The organism is Pseudomonas sp. DR 5-09, from assembly GCF_001655595.1.
In the GTDB taxonomy this organism is placed as follows: Bacteria; Pseudomonadota; Gammaproteobacteria; order Pseudomonadales; family Pseudomonadaceae; genus Aquipseudomonas; species Aquipseudomonas pharyngis.
The window spans coordinates 534,397-555,290 of the sequence record NZ_CP011566.1 but is presented as its reverse complement, the minus strand read 5'-3'; the positions used below and the strand labels follow the sequence as shown (position 1 = coordinate 555,290).

The 20,894-nt window shown below is 61.5% G+C and carries 17 protein-coding genes; 1 reads left to right on the top strand and 16 read right to left on the bottom strand.

The window, feature by feature from the left end; genetic code table 11:
- Positions 1–19: 19 nt before the first annotated feature.
- The 16 genes from PDR5_RS02415 to PDR5_RS30280 all read right to left on the bottom strand — a co-directional run bounded on the left by PDR5_RS02415 (position 20) and on the right by PDR5_RS30280 (position 17,982).
- Complete coding sequence (locus PDR5_RS02415; protein ID WP_064593035.1) at positions 20–1,174, bottom strand: glycosyltransferase; 1,155 nt, start codon at positions 1,172–1,174, stop codon at positions 20–22.
- Positions 1,171–2,616 carry a PIG-L family deacetylase gene (locus PDR5_RS02410; protein WP_064593033.1) on the bottom strand — a complete coding sequence of 482 codons (1,446 nt, stop codon included), beginning with the start codon at positions 2,614–2,616 and terminating at the stop codon, positions 1,171–1,173. The genes PDR5_RS02415 and PDR5_RS02410 overlap by 4 nt, the downstream gene beginning before the upstream one ends.
- 8 nt (positions 2,617–2,624) lie before the next feature.
- Positions 2,625–3,521: an antimicrobial resistance protein Mig-14 gene (locus PDR5_RS02405; RefSeq protein WP_064593024.1), complete on the bottom strand. Its 897-nt coding sequence runs from the start codon at positions 3,519–3,521 to the stop codon at positions 2,625–2,627.
- Complete coding sequence (locus PDR5_RS02400) at positions 3,521–4,651, bottom strand: glycosyltransferase (RefSeq protein WP_064593022.1); 1,131 nt, start codon at positions 4,649–4,651, stop codon at positions 3,521–3,523. Before PDR5_RS02400 ends, PDR5_RS02405 begins: the two co-directional genes overlap by 1 nt.
- Positions 4,635–6,392 carry a carbamoyltransferase family protein gene (locus PDR5_RS02395; RefSeq protein WP_007952261.1) on the bottom strand — a complete coding sequence of 586 codons (1,758 nt, stop codon included), beginning with the start codon at positions 6,390–6,392 and terminating at the stop codon, positions 4,635–4,637. The genes PDR5_RS02400 and PDR5_RS02395 overlap by 17 nt, the downstream gene beginning before the upstream one ends.
- A gap of 225 nt (positions 6,393–6,617) precedes the next feature.
- On the bottom strand, positions 6,618–7,436 hold the full coding sequence (locus PDR5_RS02390; protein ID WP_064593020.1) for a DUF3800 domain-containing protein: 819 nt from the start codon (positions 7,434–7,436) through the stop codon (positions 6,618–6,620).
- Complete coding sequence (locus PDR5_RS02385) at positions 7,415–7,750, bottom strand: YceK/YidQ family lipoprotein (protein ID WP_064593018.1); 336 nt, start codon at positions 7,748–7,750, stop codon at positions 7,415–7,417. The genes PDR5_RS02390 and PDR5_RS02385 overlap by 22 nt, the downstream gene beginning before the upstream one ends.
- Before the next feature lie 159 nt (positions 7,751–7,909).
- Positions 7,910–9,361 carry a lipopolysaccharide kinase InaA family protein gene (locus tag PDR5_RS02380; RefSeq protein ID WP_064593016.1) on the bottom strand — a complete coding sequence of 484 codons (1,452 nt, stop codon included), beginning with the start codon at positions 9,359–9,361 and terminating at the stop codon, positions 7,910–7,912.
- Positions 9,361–10,113 carry a lipopolysaccharide kinase InaA family protein gene (locus tag PDR5_RS02375; protein ID WP_064593014.1) on the bottom strand — a complete coding sequence of 251 codons (753 nt, stop codon included), beginning with the start codon at positions 10,111–10,113 and terminating at the stop codon, positions 9,361–9,363. Before PDR5_RS02375 ends, PDR5_RS02380 begins: the two co-directional genes overlap by 1 nt.
- A complete protein-coding gene (locus PDR5_RS02370; protein WP_064593006.1) occupies positions 10,110–10,844 on the bottom strand; it encodes a lipopolysaccharide kinase InaA family protein in 735 nt (244 codons plus the stop codon). The genes PDR5_RS02375 and PDR5_RS02370 overlap by 4 nt, the downstream gene beginning before the upstream one ends.
- Positions 10,844–11,650, bottom strand: coding sequence for a lipopolysaccharide core heptose(I) kinase RfaP (rfaP, locus tag PDR5_RS02365; RefSeq protein ID WP_064593004.1), 807 nt, complete (start codon positions 11,648–11,650; stop codon positions 10,844–10,846). Before rfaP ends, PDR5_RS02370 begins: the two co-directional genes overlap by 1 nt.
- Positions 11,651–12,772, bottom strand: coding sequence for a glycosyltransferase family 4 protein (locus PDR5_RS02360; protein WP_064593003.1), 1,122 nt, complete (start codon positions 12,770–12,772; stop codon positions 11,651–11,653).
- Entirely contained in the window at positions 12,772–13,833 is a 1,062-nt protein-coding gene (gene waaC / locus PDR5_RS02355) for a lipopolysaccharide heptosyltransferase I (protein WP_064593001.1), read from the bottom strand. Before waaC ends, PDR5_RS02360 begins: the two co-directional genes overlap by 1 nt.
- Before the next feature lies 1 nt (position 13,834).
- On the bottom strand, positions 13,835–14,869 hold the full coding sequence (gene waaF / locus PDR5_RS02350; RefSeq protein WP_039766536.1) for a lipopolysaccharide heptosyltransferase II: 1,035 nt from the start codon (positions 14,867–14,869) through the stop codon (positions 13,835–13,837).
- 51 nt (positions 14,870–14,920) lie between these two features.
- Positions 14,921–17,860, bottom strand: coding sequence for a bifunctional [glutamate--ammonia ligase]-adenylyl-L-tyrosine phosphorylase/[glutamate--ammonia-ligase] adenylyltransferase (gene glnE / locus PDR5_RS02345; protein WP_064592999.1), 2,940 nt, complete (start codon positions 17,858–17,860; stop codon positions 14,921–14,923).
- Complete coding sequence (locus PDR5_RS30280) at positions 17,857–17,982, bottom strand: hypothetical protein (RefSeq protein ID WP_256574488.1); 126 nt, start codon at positions 17,980–17,982, stop codon at positions 17,857–17,859. Before PDR5_RS30280 ends, glnE begins: the two co-directional genes overlap by 4 nt.
- A 262-nt stretch (positions 17,983–18,244) precedes the next feature.
- Between PDR5_RS30280 and aceE the strand changes: the two genes are divergently transcribed.
- Complete coding sequence (aceE, locus tag PDR5_RS02340; protein ID WP_064592997.1) at positions 18,245–20,890, top strand: pyruvate dehydrogenase (acetyl-transferring), homodimeric type; 2,646 nt, start codon at positions 18,245–18,247, stop codon at positions 20,888–20,890.
- Positions 20,891–20,894 lie beyond the last annotated feature (4 nt).

The window sequence follows — 20,894 nt, the reverse complement described above, 5'->3', positions numbered from 1 at the left end:
CTCATGGCTCTTTCTTCGCTCATGGCTGTTCCTTGCGGGCCTGCTCCAGGCCGGAGTCGATCAGGTTCAGGTATTCCTGGCGGAAGACCTCGATGTCGTGCTGTTCTTGCAAGTAGCGGTAAGCCTGCTCGCCCTTGGCCTTGAGCTCGACATCCGACAGCGCGAGGTAGGTGTCCAGTGCCGCCACCAGGCTCGGCACGTCCTTGGGCGTGATCGACAGGCCACCGGCACCTTCGATCAGCGGCAGCATGGCCGGCACGTTCGAGGCGATCACCGGCAGGTGCCCGCTCATGCCTTCCAGCAAGGCCAGACCGAGGCCTTCGGCCAGCGACGGCATGGTCCAGATATCGAACGCGCGCACGTATTGCAGTGCGTTTTCCTTGAAGCCCAGCAAATGCGCCCGGCCAGTCAGGCCCAACTGTTCGATCTCGGCCGCCAGCGGCGCCTGCAGGCGTCCGGCACCGATGATTGCCAGTTGGGTATTCGGGTATTTGTCTTTGAGTTGGGCGAAAGCCTGCAACAGGTAAGTGTGGCCCTTGACCGACACCAGCCGCCCCAGTGCCCCGATCAGGCGCACCGCCGGGTCGATCCCCAGCATTTCGCGCGCGCGTTCGCGGCTGTGCTGCAAACCCTCGGCCTGCTCGATGTCGATGGCGTTGGTGATCGCGTACGTGTTCTGGTCAGTGAAACCGCAATCGCAGTCCAGCAGGTACTGTTTGACCGCCGGCGACACGCCGACGAAACGCCAGTGCCGATCAATCAGGCGCTGAGTCTGGCGACGACGGTAGAAGCGGTCGTACTCGCCGAAGCCGTGGGAAATACCGATGCACAACGGCACCTTCAACCAGCGGTTGAGCGTCAGCATCATGTTCACCGGTTTGAAGCGGTTGCAGATCACCACGTCGAATTTTTCCCGGCGGCAGAACTTGTACAGCTGCCACATCGCCCGCAGGCGCATGCCCTTGAGGGACTTGTCGGAAAACTCGAAATACACCGAACGGTCGGCACGGCTGACCGCCTCGCCCGGTCCGGGTTTGCCGCGCAGGAAGGCGGCGGTCACTTCGTAACGGTCGGTCGGCAGCGCCTTGACGATCTGTTCGGCGAGGTCGGCGAAATCATGGGATTTGACGTTGTAATCGGGCTGCAGCTGCAGCACCTTTGCGCGTTGACTCATACCTCTCCCCGGTGCGATGCCGTCGCCCCTGTTTCGCTCTGCCTCAGTACCCAGAACAACTCCTGGCGTCTGATTGCTTTGCGGAAAAATTCGTTCTCGCCATAAACCGACGGACGCCGACCGGCCAGCAGTCGCTGAAACAACCGGCGCAGGCGACGCTTGAACGGGGCCGGTGGCTGCAGGTCATGCATCATGCCCAGCGCCATGGCCTTGTCCCGTTGCAGTTCGAGCGACAGCGGCAGGCACAGCGGCTGCATCGCGAGGGTCGCATCGAACGTCGGCGGCAGGGCAATGCCCTGCCCGCTGTCGCCCATCGGCCATCGGTCGTTGTCGTGCAAGTGGTTGGCGTAACCGAGCAGCGTCGGTTGGTAATCGAGACCGCGCAAGGCTTCCAGCACCGCCTCTTGGGCGCAGATGTGATCGGGATGCGGATCCAGTGTCGGGTGCGGCAGCACAATCACATCCGGGCGCGCGCGCGACAGCACGTCACGCAGGTCGGCCAGCAGATTGTTCCAGGTCGGTGCGCCGTCGGCATCGCCGGGCAAGGCAAACGGATTCAACTGACGGAACATTCGCGTGTCGCTCAGATCCGCTTCCCGCGAACCAATGGGCTGATTCGGCGCAGCCTGCATCGCCGCCAGTTGCAGGCAGAAATACCCGAGCTGCACGCAATGTTCCTGCGGCACACCGGCCCAGCGCGGTACGGCCAGGCTGTCCCAGACACGCAAGCGGCCCTTGAGCCGCGCCGCCTCGACCTTGTTCAGGCCCATCTGTTGATAGTGTTCGGCTTCGATCTCGCCAGCGGTCAGGGTCACGATCCAGGCTTCTTTGGCCTGGCTGTAGAGACCGTAGGCGGCCAGCTCGGCATCGTCGGCGTGCGGGGCGATCACCATCACCCGCTGCTGGCGGTAGTCCGGTTGCTCCAGCGCCCACAGCAGCGGCTCGCCGGACACCTGGCAAAAGCGCCCGCGCAGACGCAACTGGCCTTGCGACAGCGCCTGCGCCTGTCCACTGAGGTTCAGATAACGCAGACCGTTGACGCCGCGCTCGAACGTCTGCACGTCGGGATGGGGGCCACCGGCCAACTCGACCCGAGGATCAAAGAAGCGTCCCAGGAAGCTGCTTTTAACCTTCACGGCGAGGATCAGCGTGGCGTCGTCCACCAGCATCACGCCCTCGTCAAGGCGCAATTGCTCACCGCTCAAATGCACTTTTGGCTGCGGGGTGAACGGCGGAAAACTGTATTGGTAATCGTCTTTCGGCGAATAGAACAGGTGATCGGCGAACCACGCCTCATGGGCAATCCAGCCAATGACCGCCAGCACCAGCGGCAGCCACCAGGCCACCAGCAAGCCAAGGGCGATCAACACGACCAGTGCGATCAGCAGGCCGATTCGTTTATTGCGCCGGTGACGCTTGAGCAGTTGCTGTTTGCGGCTCATGGGTTGACTCATACAGTGAAGACCGGCACAGGATTGCACCAGCGATCCTTGTATTCACGGTCGGCGCGACCGAAGGAAAAGCGCAGCGGCTTGTTCAGGGCCCGGGCATGTTCCCAGGCAGATTGCGTATTGAGGAAACTCAGAACGCTGCCAGGGCTGAACTCGCGGGTTTCAGGGTCGACGCCGCCGTTGATGTATTCGACGCTGATCCACTCCGGGGCTTCGACGCGGTACACCAGTTGGATGGCGATCGGCGCGTCGTTGAGGAAGATCACCGAGCCGATCAACAACTCGCGCAGCAGTTCGATGACTTCGGCCATGCACGCCGCACCTGTGGCCGGGAAACCCCAGCGGCGCTGGAACAGGTCGCAGTAGATCGCCGCCAGTTCGGCACTGCAGAAGTCGCTGACCGGCCGCACCACGCCGCCCGCCTCTTCCAGCAGGCGCAGTTCACGGCGCTGGTTGTAGCGAAACTTCTTCGACAGTTCTTCGGGCGTACGGGCCATGGCCAGTTGCTCGGTCTGCAACTTGAGGCCACTGAAGCGGTTTTCGTTGAGCGCCGACAGGTAGCGCCCACGATGGCGCAGCGGGGCCTGGGCATCGGCGGCGGCCGGCAGGATCAGCTCGGCGTTGCCCAGGTCGAACAGGCCTTTCTTGCCGTTGCGCTTGAGCACGTCCTTGGACAAGGCCAGGTCGCGGCCCCAGGTCGGGATCGCGGCTTTGACTTCGCCCTGTTGCTCCCAGGCCAGATAACGCACGGGGATGCCCGCCAGATTCGCCAGACGCTCGACCACCATGGGATGAGTCGCGACGCTGCCGCCGAAACGTTGCCAGGCCTGTGCATAAGTTGAGGCGTCAACGGGCGACCAGCCACGTTCGCGCCAGCCTTGAAATCGGTTGAGCATCAGCCCCTCGGTGCCAGATCGATAACTTGCGGCAAATGCCAGAAGGTGTCGCGTACGGCGCGGTCGGAGAAGCGCTCGCGCAGGCGGTCGAACATCATCTCGGCGCACTGACGACGCTGCTGCTCGTCCATGCCGGCCAGATGTTTCAGGCCTTGGGCCAGATGCTCGGCGTCGCCCAGCGGAAACAGGATCCCGACGCCTTCGACCACTTCCTTCGCCCCGCCGCACGCCGTGGCCAGCAACGGCACGCCGGCGGCCATGGCCTCCAGCAGCACCATGCCAAACGGCTCATTGTCGGAGCTCAGAGCAAACACATCGAACGCCCTGAAGTAATTGCGCGCGTCCGGCACCTGGCCGAGAAACAGCACCCGATCCCCGACGCCCAGCTCACGGGCAAGTGTCTTGAGTTCATCCTCAAGCCGCCCCTCGCCGAGAATCACCAGTTGGCTGTTGGCCGGCAGACCGGGCAGCGCCGCGGCAAAACCGTGCAGCAGCGTGGCCTGATCCTTGTCCGGGTGCAGACGACCGACATTGCCGACAATGAAGGCATCCGCCGACAGACCAAGGGTTTCGCGGGCTTCACGGGCGGACACCTGACTCATCTGCAACGCGGAGATATCGATGCGGTTGTAGAGGGTCTGGATGCGCGCTGCCGGCCATTTCGGCAGGCAACGGCGCATGTCGTCGCGCACCGCATCGGACACGCCGAGCAGGCTCAGACGCTTGCGGAAAATGTGCGCAAAGAGTTTGCGCGTGCCGCGTTGGTAATCGCCAAACGCGTGATGCACGCCAATCACCGGCAGGGAAGTACCGAGCAAGGCGATGTAGATCGGCTTGAAGCGATGGGCGATGCAGAAACTGAAATTGCGGGAAGCGGCGATCTTGCGCAGATCGCCGATGGCGCCCAGCTTCAGGCCACGAATGGCCTTGGAGCTGTATTCCATGAACAACACCTCATCGGAGGCGCAGGCTGCGGCCACCTCGCTATCGGCGGCCCCGGTCAGAAAGACCGTGGTGACCCGATAACCGGTGCCTGCGAACAGGCTGGCGTACTGCCGCGCGCAGTCCAAGAACGGGCCATCATAGCCGTGGGAGAACTGCAGCACATGGCGTTCAGCCGAGCGTGTCATAAGCGTTTGCGCCTTCTTTGACCACCAGGATGTCTTCCATGATCAGGTACTGCAGATCCGAGCCGAAAAACATGTTCAGTGCGTCGGTCGGCGAGCAGATCATCGGTTCGCCACGGCGGTTGAGCGAGGTGTTCAGGGACACGCCGTTGCCGGTCAGCACTTCCAGCGCCTTCATCATGTCATAGTAGCGCGGGTTGTATTCGCGCTTGAGCACCTGGGCCCGGGACGTGCCGTCTTCGTGGACGACTTCCGGCACGCGGGTTTTCCACTCTTCCGCCACTTCGAAGGTGAAGGTCATGAACGGCGCCGGGTGATCGATCTTGATCATCTGTGGCGCAACGGTGTCGAGCATCGACGGGCAGAAAGGCCTCCAGCGCTCGCGGAACTTGATCTGGTGGTTGATGCGGTCAGCCACGCCAGCCACGCTCGGGCAACCGATGATCGAACGACCGCCCAGCGCGCGCGGACCGAACTCCATGCGGCCCTGGAACCAGGCCACCGGGTTGCCATCGACCATGATTTTGGCGATCTGCTCCGGCATGTTGTCGAGCTTGCGCCAGGTCGGCTTGTTCTCGTGACGGGCACATGCGGCGATCACGTCTTCGTTGCTGTACGACGGGCCGAGGTAGACGTGTTCCATCTTCTCGACCGGCACGCCACGGGCGTTGGACACATAGGCCGCTGCGCCGACTGCGGTGCCGGCATCGCCGGAGGCAGGCTGCACGAACAGTTCCTTGACGTCGTCGCGGGCGATGATTTTCTGGTTGAGCTTGACGTTCAACGCACAGCCACCGGCATAGGCCAGCTTGCCGGTTTCCTTAAGCACGTCGCCCAGATAGTAGTCGATCATCTGCAGCGCGATTTTTTCGAACAGCGCCTGAATGCTGGCGGCGTAGTGGATGTACGGCTCGTCGGCGATGTCGCCTTCGCGCTTCGGACCCAGCCACTCGATCAGCTTCGGCGAGAAGTAGTAACCCTTGCCCTTCTCTTTATAGCGACGCAGGCCGATCACGTTGGCGTAGTCGGTGTTGATCACCAGCTCGCCGTTTTCGAATGAAGCCAGGCGCGAGAAATCGTATTTGCTGGCGTCGCCGTACGGCGCCATGCCCATGACCTTGAACTCGCCGTCGAGCATGTCGAAACCGAGGAACTCGGTGATCGCGCCGTACAGGCCGCCGAGGGAGTCCGGATCGAAGAATTCCTTGATCTTGTGGATCTTGCCGTTCTCGCCATAACCGAAGAAGGTCGTGGCGTACTCGCCCTTGCCGTCGATGCCGAGGATCGCGGTTTTCTCTTTGAAACCCGAGCAGTGATAGGCGCTGGAAGCGTGGGCCAGGTGGTGTTCAACCGGCTCGATCTTGATTTTCTTCGGATCGAAGCCCAGTTGCTCCAGGCACCAGACGATCTTGTTGCGATAGCGCTTGTAGCGACGGTTGCCCATCAGGATCGCGTCGAGTGCACGGTCCGGGGCGTACCAGTAACGCTTGGCGTACTGCCAGCGGGCCTTGCCGAAAATGCTGATCGGAGCGAACGGAATCGCGACCACGTCAACGTCGGACGGCTTGATGCCTGCCTGCTCAAGGCAGAACTTCGCCGATTCGTAGGGCATGCGGTTCTTTGCATGTTTATCGCGCACGAAGCGCTCTTCCTCGGCCGCCGCGACCAGCTTGCCGTCGATGTACAAGGCTGCTGAAGGATCATGGCTAAGGGCGCCGGACAGGCCAAGAATCGTCAATGCCACAGGGGTCTAGCCTCTTTAGTCTGCATTCAGGCGCGATGCGCCTTGAAAAATGATGTGCCCTCGCACCGGGCGAGAGACAGCTAAAGGGCGGGATTATAGCTTAAAAGCGCCGACAAACCTCTAGCGGAACTGGTCGGCCGGTGCGTTGACACTCGAGTGGCATCGACATAGACTCCAGCACAAATGGACTGGGAGATCCCGGTCGGCGCTAATGCCTCGGTGAGATCATCGGGGCTTTTCGCTTTCTGGGGATGGGAAAATCTTCAAACCCCAATTCTCGAAACCCTCTCCAACTTTGCTCCGCCCCCCGCTGCAATAGAACTTGCGCTTGAGCACGTCAAAAGCACGGTTTCCCTGACCCGCCCTCAACACGCTCATGCCAATGGGCCTCGCAACAAGATCGGCTAGCTGCAGGCCGGTGGAATTCACCTGTTTGGTTGCAAAAACGATGTCAAACGGCAGTTGAATACCCCATCGATTCGCCCCACCACACATCCTGCGAAATTCCAACTCAAGCTCGTTATCCTCTCGCTTTCCTCGGCGCTCGAAAATCACATGCGTCTGTGCCCCTTGTTGATTCTTCTCCTGCAAAAACTCATAGAGCGTTTCCAGACAAAAGCCGAGAGCGATGTGATATGGATTGTGTCCCGTGCCTTGTTTTTCACGAAGGGAAGCCTTGTCTACGACGCAACTGATCAGAACGAAGTTGCTGGCTTCAATGATGCAAGTCAGCTCCTCGAGAAAAGCATTCTTGTGCTTTCTGGACATGAAGAGGCCAGAAAACGCTCCTTTTTCTTTACGAATTTCGAGCTCATGCAGACCGATCAGATCGTGTCCCATATGGGCAAACTTGAATTTCTGTAGAGCAGGAATGACTTTCTCGCAGTAATGCCTCTTATGAAAGACACAAAACGCGAGCACGAAGACTGGATAGTTGGGATCCAGTGTCTGCATCCCATGATCACCGCTCTCATCGACATAAACGATGACATCGCTGTATTCACTGGTTGGGGGCAAGGTAATTACCCCCGGCTTGATCGCCAATAAACACTGATATTCCCGTCCACCGCCTGGCGATAGATCGTGTAAGGCAGAAAAGCCGTGTCGAAGACGCCGGACAGGGTCAGGTCGAGCAGGACGACCGGCACCAGAATGCCAGTAGGGTCGGGCGGCGCGTGCAGCAGGCAGAAATCATGGGCGAGTCCGCTGTAGATGCGCGGAATCGACTGACAGTAGGTCTTCTGTTTGCGCAGGCCGCGCGTGGCATCTTCATCGTCCTGCAACACCGTGACGGCGGTGCCGCAGCCGGACAGTGCCAGGGAAAATGCGCCGATCGTGATAGCGTTTTTGATGGTCAAGATTTGCCCTCCGGGAACGTCGGGGCAAACTAACATCGGGGTTTTGCGAGTGGCAGTTCATGGGTTCCGGGAAGGCCGTAGGACAAGTCACAAGGATTTGTCGCCACATGCCTCACCCGGATCCAACTGCAGAAACGTCTTACGCGCTGGCGAAAATAATCACGCAGTGCCCGCTACATCCCTGGGCAAGCGCTGATCAATCACCTGATACAGCGCACTGCTTTCAGGCCAGTTGCGCATGAACCGCGCACGGTCCCGGGCATAAGCCGGGGCGAAGCTGCCCACCGAGCCGTGCTGACACATCGAGTCCAGATCGATCAGCGCCCAGCGGTCTTCCTGCCAGAACAGGTTGTGCCCCTTGAAGTCGCCATGGCTGATGCGTTCGGCGATCAGCCGTGCAAACAGCCGGTCCAGTGCCTGCAACTCGTTTTCCGGCGCCGCGCCGCTTTCGACATAAGGCGCAAAGCGCTCGATGATGTCCGGCCCGGCCAGGTACTCGGTGATCAGATAAGCCTTGCTGCGCAACCAGAAAAACCGGGTTTCCAGCACCGCCAGCGGTTTTGGCGTGGCGATGCCGAGGAACGCCAGACGATTGCCTTCGCGCCAGGAGTGCCAGGCACGGCTCGGACGCCAGAAGCGCTTGAGCCAGTGGGCAAAATTCTTGATGTTGTAGCGTTTGATCACCAGCGCACGCCCCGCGACCTCGACCTTGCCGACACTGGCCGCGCCGCCGGTCTTGTACAGATGTCCTTGATCGAGCAGGGCATCCGCCTGCTCCAGTACCGACAGCATCGCGGACTCTTCCTCGCGGCGAATCGACCGCAGAGCAAATGCACCACGCTTGACGCTGAACAGCGTGCATTCACGACCGACCTTGATCAGGTAATCCTTCAAGCGCCAGGCGCGCACCTTGTCGATCTGTTTTTGCAGGGCTTCCAGCGGCAATGCGTGCTCGCTGTTGCTCAGCAGGTAATACACCAGCAATTCTTCGGTGAACGGCTCGAGCGATTTGGGCAACTGGGCGAAAAACACCCCGAGGTTTTCCAGCACTTTTTGCCGGGACAATGGCTGGCCGGCAGTTTCCACACGGATACCGGCGCCGTCGATCAGATAAAGTTGGCCGCCGTGGCGCAGCAGGTTGTCCAGGTGCAGGTCTTCCTGCCACAGGCCTTTGCCGTGCAATTGACCGATGGCGCCGAGCGCTTCGGCCAGCACCGCCGATTGTTCGTCGGCCAGCACCGGCAGGGATTCGACCTTGCTCCAGGCATCGCCCAGACTCTCGGCGCCTTCAAGGAACTCGAACAGCAACCAGCCGCCTTCGCCATCCTTCAGACCATCAGCCAGCAGCAACGGCGTGGTCATGCCTTGGGCGGCGAGCAGTTTCACGCCCTCCAGTTCACGCTGAAAATGTCGCGCTGCCTTGTTGCCGACCAGTAACTTGGCCAGCACCGGACGCCCGCGCCACACACCGGCACCGACATAACGCTGCCCCGGCAACACGCGCAACAGACTCAACAATTGCAAGTCCGCAGGACCGGCCGCATCGGCGAGGGCTACCGACAGTGGCAGTGGCGGGGTTCGCCCGACACCGGTCAGCTCGGACAGCTGCATCAGCGGGTCTCCTTGTGACTACGTCGTGCGGTCAGCCGGGCGAGCCAGCTGTCGAGCAGCGAGCTGTCGGCGGGCTGATCGAGATAAGCCGCCAGCAACTCACGCAATTGCGCGTCGCTCCACTCCGGTGCGCGGCGTTGCAGCGGCTCCAGGTCCTTGATCCGGTCACGCATGCCGAACAATAACGGTCGGGTTTTTTCCAGGTCGATCAGTTGCGCCTGGTACTCGTCACCGTTGGCCCGCAGAAAAATGTGCTTGGGATAGAAACAGCCGTGCACCTGGCGTACGCCGTGCAGATGCCGAGCCAGCAGCCCGCAGGCCTTGAGGATCGCCGTTTGTTGCGTTGCACCGAGTTGCGACCAGCGCGCCAGCAGCGACTCAAGGTCGCTCCAGCCATCCAGCGCGCGCGTCAGCAGGATCGCGCGGATTTCGCCGTCGACTTTGCGCTCACCGAAAAAAGCCGCTTGCAGCGCAGGAATGCCGAGTTTGCGATATCGGCTGATATTGCGAAATTCGCGGGCGAAACTGGGTTCGCCGAACGGCGCATGCAAGGTGCGGGTCAGGTAATTGCTCTGGCGCTTGAGGTAGTAACCCTGGCCTTCCAGCTCCAGACGAAACACGCTGCTCCAGCCGCCACGGGCGGTGTTGGGTTCATCTACAGCCTCAAGCTGCTTGGCCCACAGGGCGTCAAAAGTACCTAGACCGTGGCGCTCAAGCAGTGCACGGTCTTCTTCGGCGAGAAAATCAGTCATTCACGTCCCTCGAAAAATCTCACCACGTGGCGAATCCGTTGCTTGTCGGCGGCATTCAGCCGGTCACGCTGGCGGTATTGCAGGTAGAAGCGCAGGCGCTGGGTGTTCGACAGGTGATACTTGGCCACCTTGTCGAGGCAGGCCAGATCCTTGGTGATCCGGTACTTGAGCCAGAAACCGCGCCAGAAATCGCCGTTCGGGCAGTCGATCAGATACAACTGCGCCTGATCGTCGATCAGCAGGTTGCGCCACTTCAGATCGTTATGGGTAAAGCGGTGGTCGTGCATCACACGCGTATAACCGGCCAGTTGCCGGCTGACGCCGTCGACCCAGGCACGATCCCTGAGCTTGGGATCGTTGCGCTCGGCCAGTGCCGACAGGTCTTCGGTGCGCGGCAGTTCACGGGTGATCATCGCCCCGCGATCGTAGGCCATGCCGTTGCGCTCCAGACCCCACGCCACCACTTCGGCGGTGGGAATGCCCCACTTGGCGAAGCGCTTGAGGTTCTGCCATTCCATCTTCACCCGGGGCTTGCCCAGATAACGCCGCAGGCCCTTGCCGGCACCGCTGTAGCGCTTCACGTAATAGTTGACGCCGCTGAGCTGCACGCGAATGACTTCGGACAAGGGATCGCGGGTCAGGCGCTCGCCCTGAAGGGCGAATACCGCTTCGAGGCTACCGAAATACTGCGCAAGTTCACTGTACTCAGGCTCCAGATTCCAACCCGCCATCAGAGCGCATCCCCGTAACGTTGCTTGCGCGCGTAGAGCTTGTTGGCCTTGCCTTCGAGCCAGCTCAGCAACGGCGCTTCTTCAGCCAGGATCTGGCGCAGCGGTTGCTGGAAGTAGCCTTTGAGGAAGCGCAATTTGTCGCGGCGGGTCAGGCCGATGTCCAGCGCTGAGAAGTACAGCGCCGCCAGATCCTTGTTACGCCAGCGCTGGGTGATCGCCGCACGGGTCTGGGCACGGTGCAGGTCGATCACCGAGAGTTTGAAATCTTCCGGGGTGACCGGTTTGTCGGTGTGCAGCAGAAAGTGGCAGATGTAGCAGTCGCGGTGGTTGACCCCGGCGCGGTGCATCATGCCGGTCATGCGCGCGACCTCGGCGATCAGCGCTCGCTTGAGTCTTGGCTGCGGCGGTTGCTTGACCCAGTCGATGCTGAAGTCTTCGAGGCTGATGGTCGGCGCCAGCTCTTCGGTGACGATGAACGAATGCTGATCCGCCGGGTTGCTGCCCTTCTCGCCGTACGCGACGGCGGTCATGGTCGGCACGCCGACTTCCTGCAAGCGCTGGATGGCTTTCCATTCCTGGCCCGCGCCGAGCACCGGCAGCTTGGCGGTCAGCAGGTTCTTGAAGATCTCGCCCCAACCGATGCCGCGGTGAATTTTGACGAAAAAGCCATTGCCGTCGACTTCCGTGCGCAACGTCCGGCGGGCTTCCAGCTCGCGGTACACCTCGCCCTGCAAGCCCTCGACCTCGGCGAACGGGTCGCGTCCGGCCCACAGGCTCTTGAACGGTTCAGCCAGCATCAACTTCATTTAAGCGTGCTCCGCCAGAATCACATCGGCCGCGTGCTGCGGCATGCTGTAGAGGTCGGCCGTCTCGGCGAAGGCCAGACCGTTGCGGCTCCAGGCCGCCCGCGCAGCGTCGTCGTTCAACATGTCGGTCAGGTATTGCGTCAGTTGCGCCTGATCGAACGGTTCGTCCAGCACTCGCCCGGCGTCGGCCTCGGCGATGTAATGGGCATAACCGCAGACCGCGCTGACCAGTACCGGCAACCCGGCGACCAGCGCTTCAAGCAGCACCGTACCGGTGTTTTCGTTGTACGCCGGGTGGATCAACAGGTCGGCGCCGAGCAGGAAACGCGGGATATCGCTGCGCCCCTTGAGGAACGTCACGTTGTCGCCCAGGCCCAGCGTCGCACTCTGCATCTGGAACAATTTGGGGTCATCCTGGCCGATTACAAACAGCCGGGTGCGTTTCTTCAGCTCGGCGGGCAGTGCGGCCAGCGCTTTCAGGCTGCGATCGACGCCCTTGGTCTTGAATCCGGAGCCGATCTGCACCAGCAGCAGTTCGTCGTCCTTCAGATTGAATTCGGCGCGGAAACCGGCGCGAATCCGGTCGGCATCCGCCGGACGGCGACGATCCTGGGCGATGCCCGGCGGCAGCAGGTGGAAGCGCTCCAGCGGTGTGTCGTAATACTTGATGAACAGCGGCTGCTGCACTTCGGAAATCATCAGCACTTCGGTCTTCGCATCCTTGGCGAACACCGCGCGCTCGTATTCGGCGAAGTGGCGGTAGCGGCCCCAGCGGCGATACAGCGAATGGCGCAGGTTCTGCGCCTTGTCTTCGAAGCAGCCGTCGGCGGCGTAGTAGACGTCCAGCCCCGGCATCTTGTTGAAGCCGATCAGGCGATCCACCGGGCGCTTGGCCAGGTCCGCTTCCATCCACGCGCTGAGCTTTTCGTTGCGGCGGTGATTGAAGAACGCCTTGACCGGCGCCACCAGCACTTCGAAACCGGGCGGCACGTCACCTTCCCAGATCAGGGTGTAGACGCGGATCTGGTGCCCGCGCTTCTGGCATTCGAGGGCGATGCGCATGAAATCGCGCTGCAAGCCACCAAACGGGAAATATTTGTACAGGACAAAAGCCAATTGCATCAGCGCAGCTCCTCAGCCATCAACAACGTGCTCAGTCGGCTGGCAACACGCTCGGGATTCAGACGCGTGAAGCACAGGGGCCACTCGCGTTTCAGGTCAAACTGACGGGCATCCTGCGCGGTCGGTTGATACGTACATTTCTTTTGCAGGCACGGCGCGCACGGGAAATCGCTGCCGAGGTGAATCTGCAGCTTGCCGTAGGCGCCGGTCAGGCCCGGATTGGTCGGGCCGAACAGGGAAATCGTCGGCACATCCAAAGCGGCGGCGAGGTGACCGAGACCGGTGTCCACCGCGACGCAAGCCTGGGCGCCGGCCAATACCTTGCCGACCCCGGCCAGGTTCAGCTTCGGCAGCACTTCGGCGTGTTTGAAACCGGCGGCGATGCGCTCGGCCCGGGCCTTCTCCAGCGGGTTGCCCCACGGCAACTTGATCCCGACGCCGAGGTAGCCGACCCGTTCGGTCAGCTCGCGCCAATAGGCTTCCGGCCAGTGCTTGGTGTCCCAGGTGGTGCCATGCAGGAACACCACGTAGGCATTCTTGCGCGGCAGCTCGACCAGACGCTCGACGTTAAGGCCGTAATCGCCCAGGCCCTTCGGCAAGTCGTAACCCAGGGCAATGGCGAACAACTGGCGCACACGTTCGACGGCGTGCTGCCCACGGGCCACCGCCAGTTTGCGGTCATAAAAGCGCGCGGCGATCGGCTCGCGGGCCGAGCCCTTGTCGAGACCGGCCACCGGGGCTTTGACATAGCGGGTCAGCCAGGCGCTTTTCAGCAGGCCTTGAGCGTCGATCACCAGGTCATATTTGTTCGCCCGAACGGACTGCTTGAAGCGCTTCCACTCGCCGCTGGAGATGGTTTTCCAGATGTTTTTGCGCCAGCGGCGGATCGCCACCGGAATCACTTTGCCTACGGCCGGATGCCAGGTCGGAATCTCGGCGAAGCCTTCTTCCACCACCCAGTCGAACTTGATCCCGGGAATCGCCCGGGCGGCGTCGGTCAGCGCCGGCAACGCGTGAATCACGTCGCCCAGCGATGAAGTCTTGATCAGCAATACCCGCAAGTTAATGGACCTCGACCACAGAGCCCTGCAAACGCTGCAAGGCATCGTTGACCGCGTCCGGCATCAGCTGGCGCAGGCAGTTGTAATGGCCGAAACGGCAGGTGCGATCGAAGCAAGGGCTGCAATCGAGACCCAGGCGGACGATTTCCACGTGCTCGGCCAGCGGCGGGGTGAAACCCGGCGAGGTCGAACCGTAGACCGCCACCAACGGGCGATTCAACGCGGCAGCCACGTGCATCAGACCGGAATCGTTGGAGACCACCGAGTCGGCGCAGGACATCAGGTCGATGGCCTCGGCCAGCGAAGTGCCGCCGCTGAGGTTTACCGACTCTTCGCGCAGGCCCGGAATCAGCCGCGCGCGAATGTCTTCGCCCACCGCGTGATCGTTCTTCGAACCGAACAGCCAGACCTGCCAGCCTTCACGGATGCGCGCCTCGGCGACCTTGGCGTAATGCTCGGACGGCCAGCGCTTGGCTTCACCGAATTCGGCGCCGGGGCACAACACCAGCACCGGGCGATCGAGGGTCAGGCCGAACTTCGCCAATGCAGCCTCGCGGGTGACCGGGTCGATCTGCAGGCTCGGGCGCGGATAAGGTTTCGGCAGTTCGGCGTTCGGCTCGTAAGCCAGCGCCATGAAACGCTCGATCATCAGCGGATAACGCTCTTTATCCAGCGTGCGCACGTCATTGAGCAGGCCGTAGCGGAATTCGCCGCGCCAGCCGGTGCGTTTCGGGATGCCGGCGAAGAACGGCACCAGCGCCGACTTCAACGAGTTCGGCAGAAGGATCGCCTGGTCGTACTGGCCGGCCAGGGATTTGCCGATCCGCCGACGGGTCGCCAGCTCCAGCGCGCCGTGGCCGAGCGGGAAGCTCAAGGCCTTGCGCACTTCGGGCATGCGTTCGAGGATCGGCCGGCTCCACTCCGGGGCCAGCACGTCGATTTCGCACTGCGGGTGGCGCTGCTTGAGACACTGAAACAGTGTCTGCGCCATCACCATGTCACCGACCCAACTGGGCCCAACGATCAGAATATTCATGTGGTTTCCATAAACGAACCGGGGAGGCTTCACGCCTCCCCGTCTCGAGAATCAGCTTAGCCCCAGCTCACGCCAGATCCGCATCACCTGCCGCCGTTCGTCCGCGAACTGATCGCCCGGTATCACCCCGGCGTCCTTCTGCAAGGCCTGCCGGTGGGCGGCGGAACGATAGGCCTTGTAGGCCTCGCGCAACAGGCTGGCGTCTTCGGCCGGCATCAGCCCTTCGTGCTCCAGCTCTTCCAGAATGCGGATATTGTCCGTCCAGCGCAGCAACGGCGGGTGGGTCTGCGACCACGCCAGGGCCGCGTATTGCACCATAAATTCAATATCGACGATACCTCCGGCGTCCTGCTTGAGGTCGAACGGCGCCGTGGCCTCGAAGGCATTCGCCCCGGTGCCGGCGGCGGTGCTCTTGCTGCCGAGGTTGTCGCGCATCTTGGCGCGCATCTCGCTCACTTCCTGTTGCAGTTTCGCCAGATCCCGAGCCTTGCCCAGCACCTGGGCCCGCACGCTCTCGAAGGCCTGGCCGACATCCTGGCTGCCCACCAGCACCCGCGCCCGCACCAGGGCCTGATGTTCCCAGGTCCAGGCTTCATTTTCCTGATAGCGCGCAAACGCGCCGAGCGAACTGACCAGCAACCCGGACGCCCCGGACGGCCGCAAGCGCATGTCCACTTCGTACAGCTGACCGGAGTTGGTCTGCGCCGTCAGCAAGTGAATGATCCGCTGGCCAAGCCGGGTGAAAAACTGCGTGCCATCGATCGGTTTCGGGCCATCGGTTTCGGCCTGCTGATCGCCATCGTGGATGAACACCAGATCCAGATCCGAACCATGCCCCAACTCGATCCCGCCGACTTTCCCGTAACCGACAATGATGAAGCCGGGATCGCACAGCGTGCCGTCAGTGCGCAGCGGCGTGCCGTATTTGGCCACGGTCTGACGCCAGGCCAGGGCCAGCACTTGCTCCAGAATTGCCTCGGCCAGCCAGGTCAGGTAATCGCTGACTTTCATCAACGGCAGGCTGCCGGCGATTTCCGAGGCGGCGACGCGCAAGCGGTGCGCCAGTTTGAAATGACGCAGCGCTTCCATCTGTTGTTCGAGGTCGTCTTCCGGGATCCGGGTCAGGCGCTCGCGCAACTCGGCGGCCAGCTCCGGCGCCAGCGGCGGCTTGAACAGCCGGCCTTCGTTAAGCAGTTCATCGAGCAGCAGCGGGAAACGGGTGATCTGCTCGGCGATCCACGGGCTGGCGGCGCACAGCGTCAGCAAACGCCGCAGCGCGCCGGGGTTTTCGGTCAGCAGCACCAGATAAGCCGAACGCCGGGCCACCGCTTCGACCAACGGCAGCACCCGCTCCAGCACCAGATCGGGATTTTCGTGCTCCACCGCCTGAGCCAGCAGGCGCGGAATAAAGGCATCGAGACGTTCGCGCCCCAGACGCTGCATCGCTCGCAACTGCGGGCTGGCGCGCAGGCTCGCCAATGCCTTCAAGGCCTTGGTCGCGTCAGCGAAACCGCCCTCTTCCAGCTGACGACAGGCCGCCTCTTCGTCCTGAGCCTCTTCCCACAGCGGCAGCCATTCACCGCCGACCACCACTTCACTCTCGACGCCTTCGTCCTCATCCGGATCGGCGATCACTTGCGCGAAGTGCCAGGCTACTCGGCCGCGCCAGAACATCAGCTGCTCGTGGAACGCCTCCCAGTCGGCAAAACCGAGCATGAACGCGATTCGCGCCTGATCCTGAGCGCTGTCCGGGAGCATCTGGGTCTGGCGGTCGGCAATCGCCTGGATCGCGTGTTCGGTGTAACGCAGGAATTCGTAACCTTCGCGCAGCTCGCTGATCACCGCCGGCGGCAGATAGCCCTGCCCTTCGAGCGTACTCAACACCTTTAATAGAGGGCGCTGTTGCAGACTCAGGTCGCGACCACCGTGAATCAATTGAAAAGCCTGGGCGATGAACTCGACTTCACGGATACCACCGGAGCCCAGCTTGATGTTGTCGGCCATGCCCTTGCGCCGCACTTCCTGCTGGATCAGCTGCTTCATGGTGCGCAGCGCTTCGATCGCCGAGAAGTCCAGATAGCGCCGGTAAACGAACGGCCGCAGCATTTCCTGCAACTGCTCGCCCGCCACCTGATCGCCAGCCACCACCCGCGACTTGATCATCGCGTAGCGTTCCCAGTCGCGGCCCTGATCCTGGTAATACTGCTCCAGCGCATTGAAGCTCAGCACCAGCGCGCCGGACGAGCCGTACGGGCGCAGGCGCATGTCGACGCGAAACACGAAACCGTCGACGGTGATCGGGTCGAGGGCCTTGATCAGGCGCTGGCCGAGGCGGATGAAAAATTCCTGGTTGTCCAGCGGGCGTTTCACGCCGACGGTTTCGCCGCCCTCGGGGTAGGCGAAGATCAGGTCGATGTCCGAAGACAGGTTCAGCTCGACCGCGCCGAGCTTGCCCATGCCGAGGATGACCATTTGCTGTGGTTCGCCGCTGCGTCGGCCGGTCGGCGTGCCGAACTGGTCGCAATGGCGGCGGTACAACCATTGATAGGCCTGATCGATGCTGGCGTCGGCCATGTCCGAGAGATCGCGGCAGGTCTGCACCAGATCGGCCTGGCGGTTGAGGTCGCGCCAGATGATCCGCACCTGATGCCGGGTGCGCTGACGGCGCAGGACGCGGCCCAATTCGTCTTCGGTCTGCGCGGTACCGACCGCAGCCGCCATCTGCCCGCACAGCTCGCCGGGAGCGAATGCCCGGTCGAGTTCGCCGGACTGCACCAGCGACAACAACATCAAAGGGTCACGAACGCTCTGTTCAATGACGAAATCGCTGGCGGCGCTGACGCGGGCGAACTGCGCCCAGCGTTCCGGCGTCCAGGACGAGAAGCCGTGATCGTCTTCCAGTTGCGCGACGGCCGCACGGAACGACTGCTCCGATCGGCTGACCAACGGCAGGAGAATGGCGGGCAGTTCGGCAAGCGCGGGCAGGGTCATGGTCTATCCTTGATCGGCGTGTAAATGGCCGCTTGTAGTGATGAATGAAAAACCGCTACGCGAAGGACTGTCGAACAAAAGTGAGAAATAGCTGAAATTTCTTTTTCTTTGGCAGCCAGCATCAAACTTTCACCTTTTTCGGATGGCTAAAGACCAACCTTAACGATTATTCTCACAACGCAGCTGGAGGCCACAAGCCTTTCATCTGTAGTTTTACTACTCGTCTATACATTCGAGAGGCTGAAATGCCGGATGATTTGTAGTAAAACTACACGCCGCCGGAACAACCTGTCGGCAATCCAAGAATTTTAAATCGTCTGCCCACAAGGCCAGTCGCAAACTCAGGCAACCGATTCTGGAAGCCTTTCCGCCCTGGAGCAAGCCATGCAAGACCTCGATCCCGTCGAAACCCAGGAATGGCTGGACGCCCTGGAATCGGTTCTCGACAAAGAAGGCGAAGACCGTGCTCACTATCTGATGACCCGTATGGGTGAACTGGCGACCCGCAGCGGTTCGCAGCTCCCTTACGCCATCACCACGCCTTACCGCAACACGATCCCCGTTACCCACGAAGCACGCATGCCTGGCGACCTGTTCATGGAACGCCGCATTCGCTCGCTGGTACGCTGGAACGCGATGGCCATGGTAATGCGTACGAACCTGAAAGATTCTGACCTGGGTGGTCACATCTCCAGCTTCGCTTCCAGTGCGACCCTGTACGACATCGGCTTCAACTACTTCTTCCAGGCCCCGACCGACGAACACGGCGGCGACCTGATCTACTTCCAGGGCCACACCTCGCCAGGCGTCTACGCCCGCGCATTCATGGAAGGCCGCATCACCGAAGACCAGATGAACAACTTCCGCCAGGAAGTCGACGGTCAGGGCCTGTCGTCCTACCCGCACCCTTGGCTGATGCCTGACTTCTGGCAGTTCCCGACCGTATCCATGGGTCTGGGCCCGATCCAGGCGATCTACCAGGCACGCTTCATGAAGTACCTGGAACACCGCGGCTTCATCCAGCCGGGCAAACAGAAAGTCTGGTGCTTCCTGGGCGACGGCGAGTGCGACGAGCCGGAATCCCTGGGCGCGATCTCCCTGGCCGGCCGCGAGAAGCTGGACAACCTGATCTTCGTCATCAACTGCAACCTGCAGCGCCTCGACGGCCCGGTTCGCGGCAACGGCAAGATCATCCAGGAACTCGAAGGCGTGTTCCGCGGTGCTCAGTGGAACGTGACCAAAGTCATCTGGGGCCGTTTCTGGGACCCACTGCTGGCCAAAGACGTCGACGGCATCCTGCAACGTCGCATGGACGAAGTCATCGACGGCGAGTACCAGAACTACAAAGCCAAAGACGGCGCGTTCGTGCGTGAACACTTCTTCAACACGCCAGAACTCAAGGCGATGGTTGCTGATCTGTCCGACGACGAGATCTGGAAACTCAACCGTGGCGGCCACGACCCGTACAAGGTCTACGCGGCGTACCACGAAGCGGTCAATCACAAAGAACAACCGACCGTCATCCTGGCCAAGACCATCAAGGGTTACGGCACCGGTGCGGGCGAAGCGAAGAACACCGCGCACAACACCAAGAAAGTCGACGTCGACAGCCTGAAGCTGTTCCGCGACCGCTTCGACATCCCGGTGAAAGACGAAGAGCTGGAAAACCTGCCGTTCTTCAAGCCAGAGCCAAACAGCGCCGAAGCCCGTTACCTGGCCGAGCGTCGTGCCGCACTGGGCGGTTTCGTGCCTCAGCGTCGCGCCCAGAGCTTCAGCGTACCGACCCCGGACCTGGACACCCTCAAGGCGATCCTCGACGGTTCCGGCGACCGTGAAATTTCCACCACCATGGCCTTCGTGCGGATCCTCGCGCAACTGGTCAAGGACAAGGAAATCGGCCCGCGCATCGTTCCGATCATCCCGGACGAAGCCCGTACCTTCGGTATGGAAGGCATGTTCCGTCAGTTGGGCATCTACTCGTCCGTCGGCCAGCTCTACGAGCCAGTCGATAAAGACCAGGTGATGTTCTACAAGGAAGACCAGAAAGGTCAGATCCTTGAAGAAGGCATCAACGAAGCAGGCGCCATGAGCTCCTTCATCGCCGCCGGTACTTCGTACTCCAGCCACAACCAGCCAATGCTGCCGTTCTACATCTTCTACTCGATGTTCGGCTTCCAGCGTATCGGCGATCTGGCATGGGCCGCTGGCGACAGCCGTACCCGTGGCTTCCTGATCGGCGGCACCGCCGGCCGTACCACCCTGAACGGTGAAGGCCTGCAGCACGAAGACGGTCACAGCCACCTGCTGGCTGCCACCATCCCGAACTGCCGCACCTACGATCCGACCTACGGCTACGAGCTGGCGGTGATCATTCAGGACGGCATGAAGAAGATGACCGAAGAGCAACAGGACATCTTCTATTACATCACCGTGATGAACGAGTCCTACCAGCAGCCAGCCATGCCGGCCGGTGCCGAAGAAGGCATCAAGAAGGGCATGTACCTGCTGGAAGAAGACACCCGCGATGCGGCGCACCACGTACAGCTGATGGGCTCCGGCACCATCCTGCGTGAAGTCCGTGAAGCGGCGAAGATCCTGCGTGAAGAGTTCAACATCGGCGCCGATGTGTGGAGCGTCACCAGCTTCAACGAACTGCGTCGCGACGGCCTGGCCGTAGAGCGCAGCAACCGTCTGAAACCTGGCCAGAAGCCTAAACAGAGCTACGTCGAAGAATGCCTGAGCGGCCGTAAGGGTCCGGTCATCGCATCGACCGACTACATGAAGCTGTTCGCCGAACAGATCCGTCAGTGGGTACCGTCCAAGGAATTCAAAGTCCTGGGCACCGACGGTTTCGGCCGCAGCGACAGCCGCAAGAAACTGCGTCATTTCTTCGAAGTCGACCGTCATTTCGTGGTGTTGGCAGCCCTGGAAGCACTGGCTGACCGTGGTGATATCGAACCTAAAGTCGTGGCCGAGGCCATTACCAAGTTCGGCATCGACCCGGAAAAACGCAACCCACTGGACTGCTGAGGAG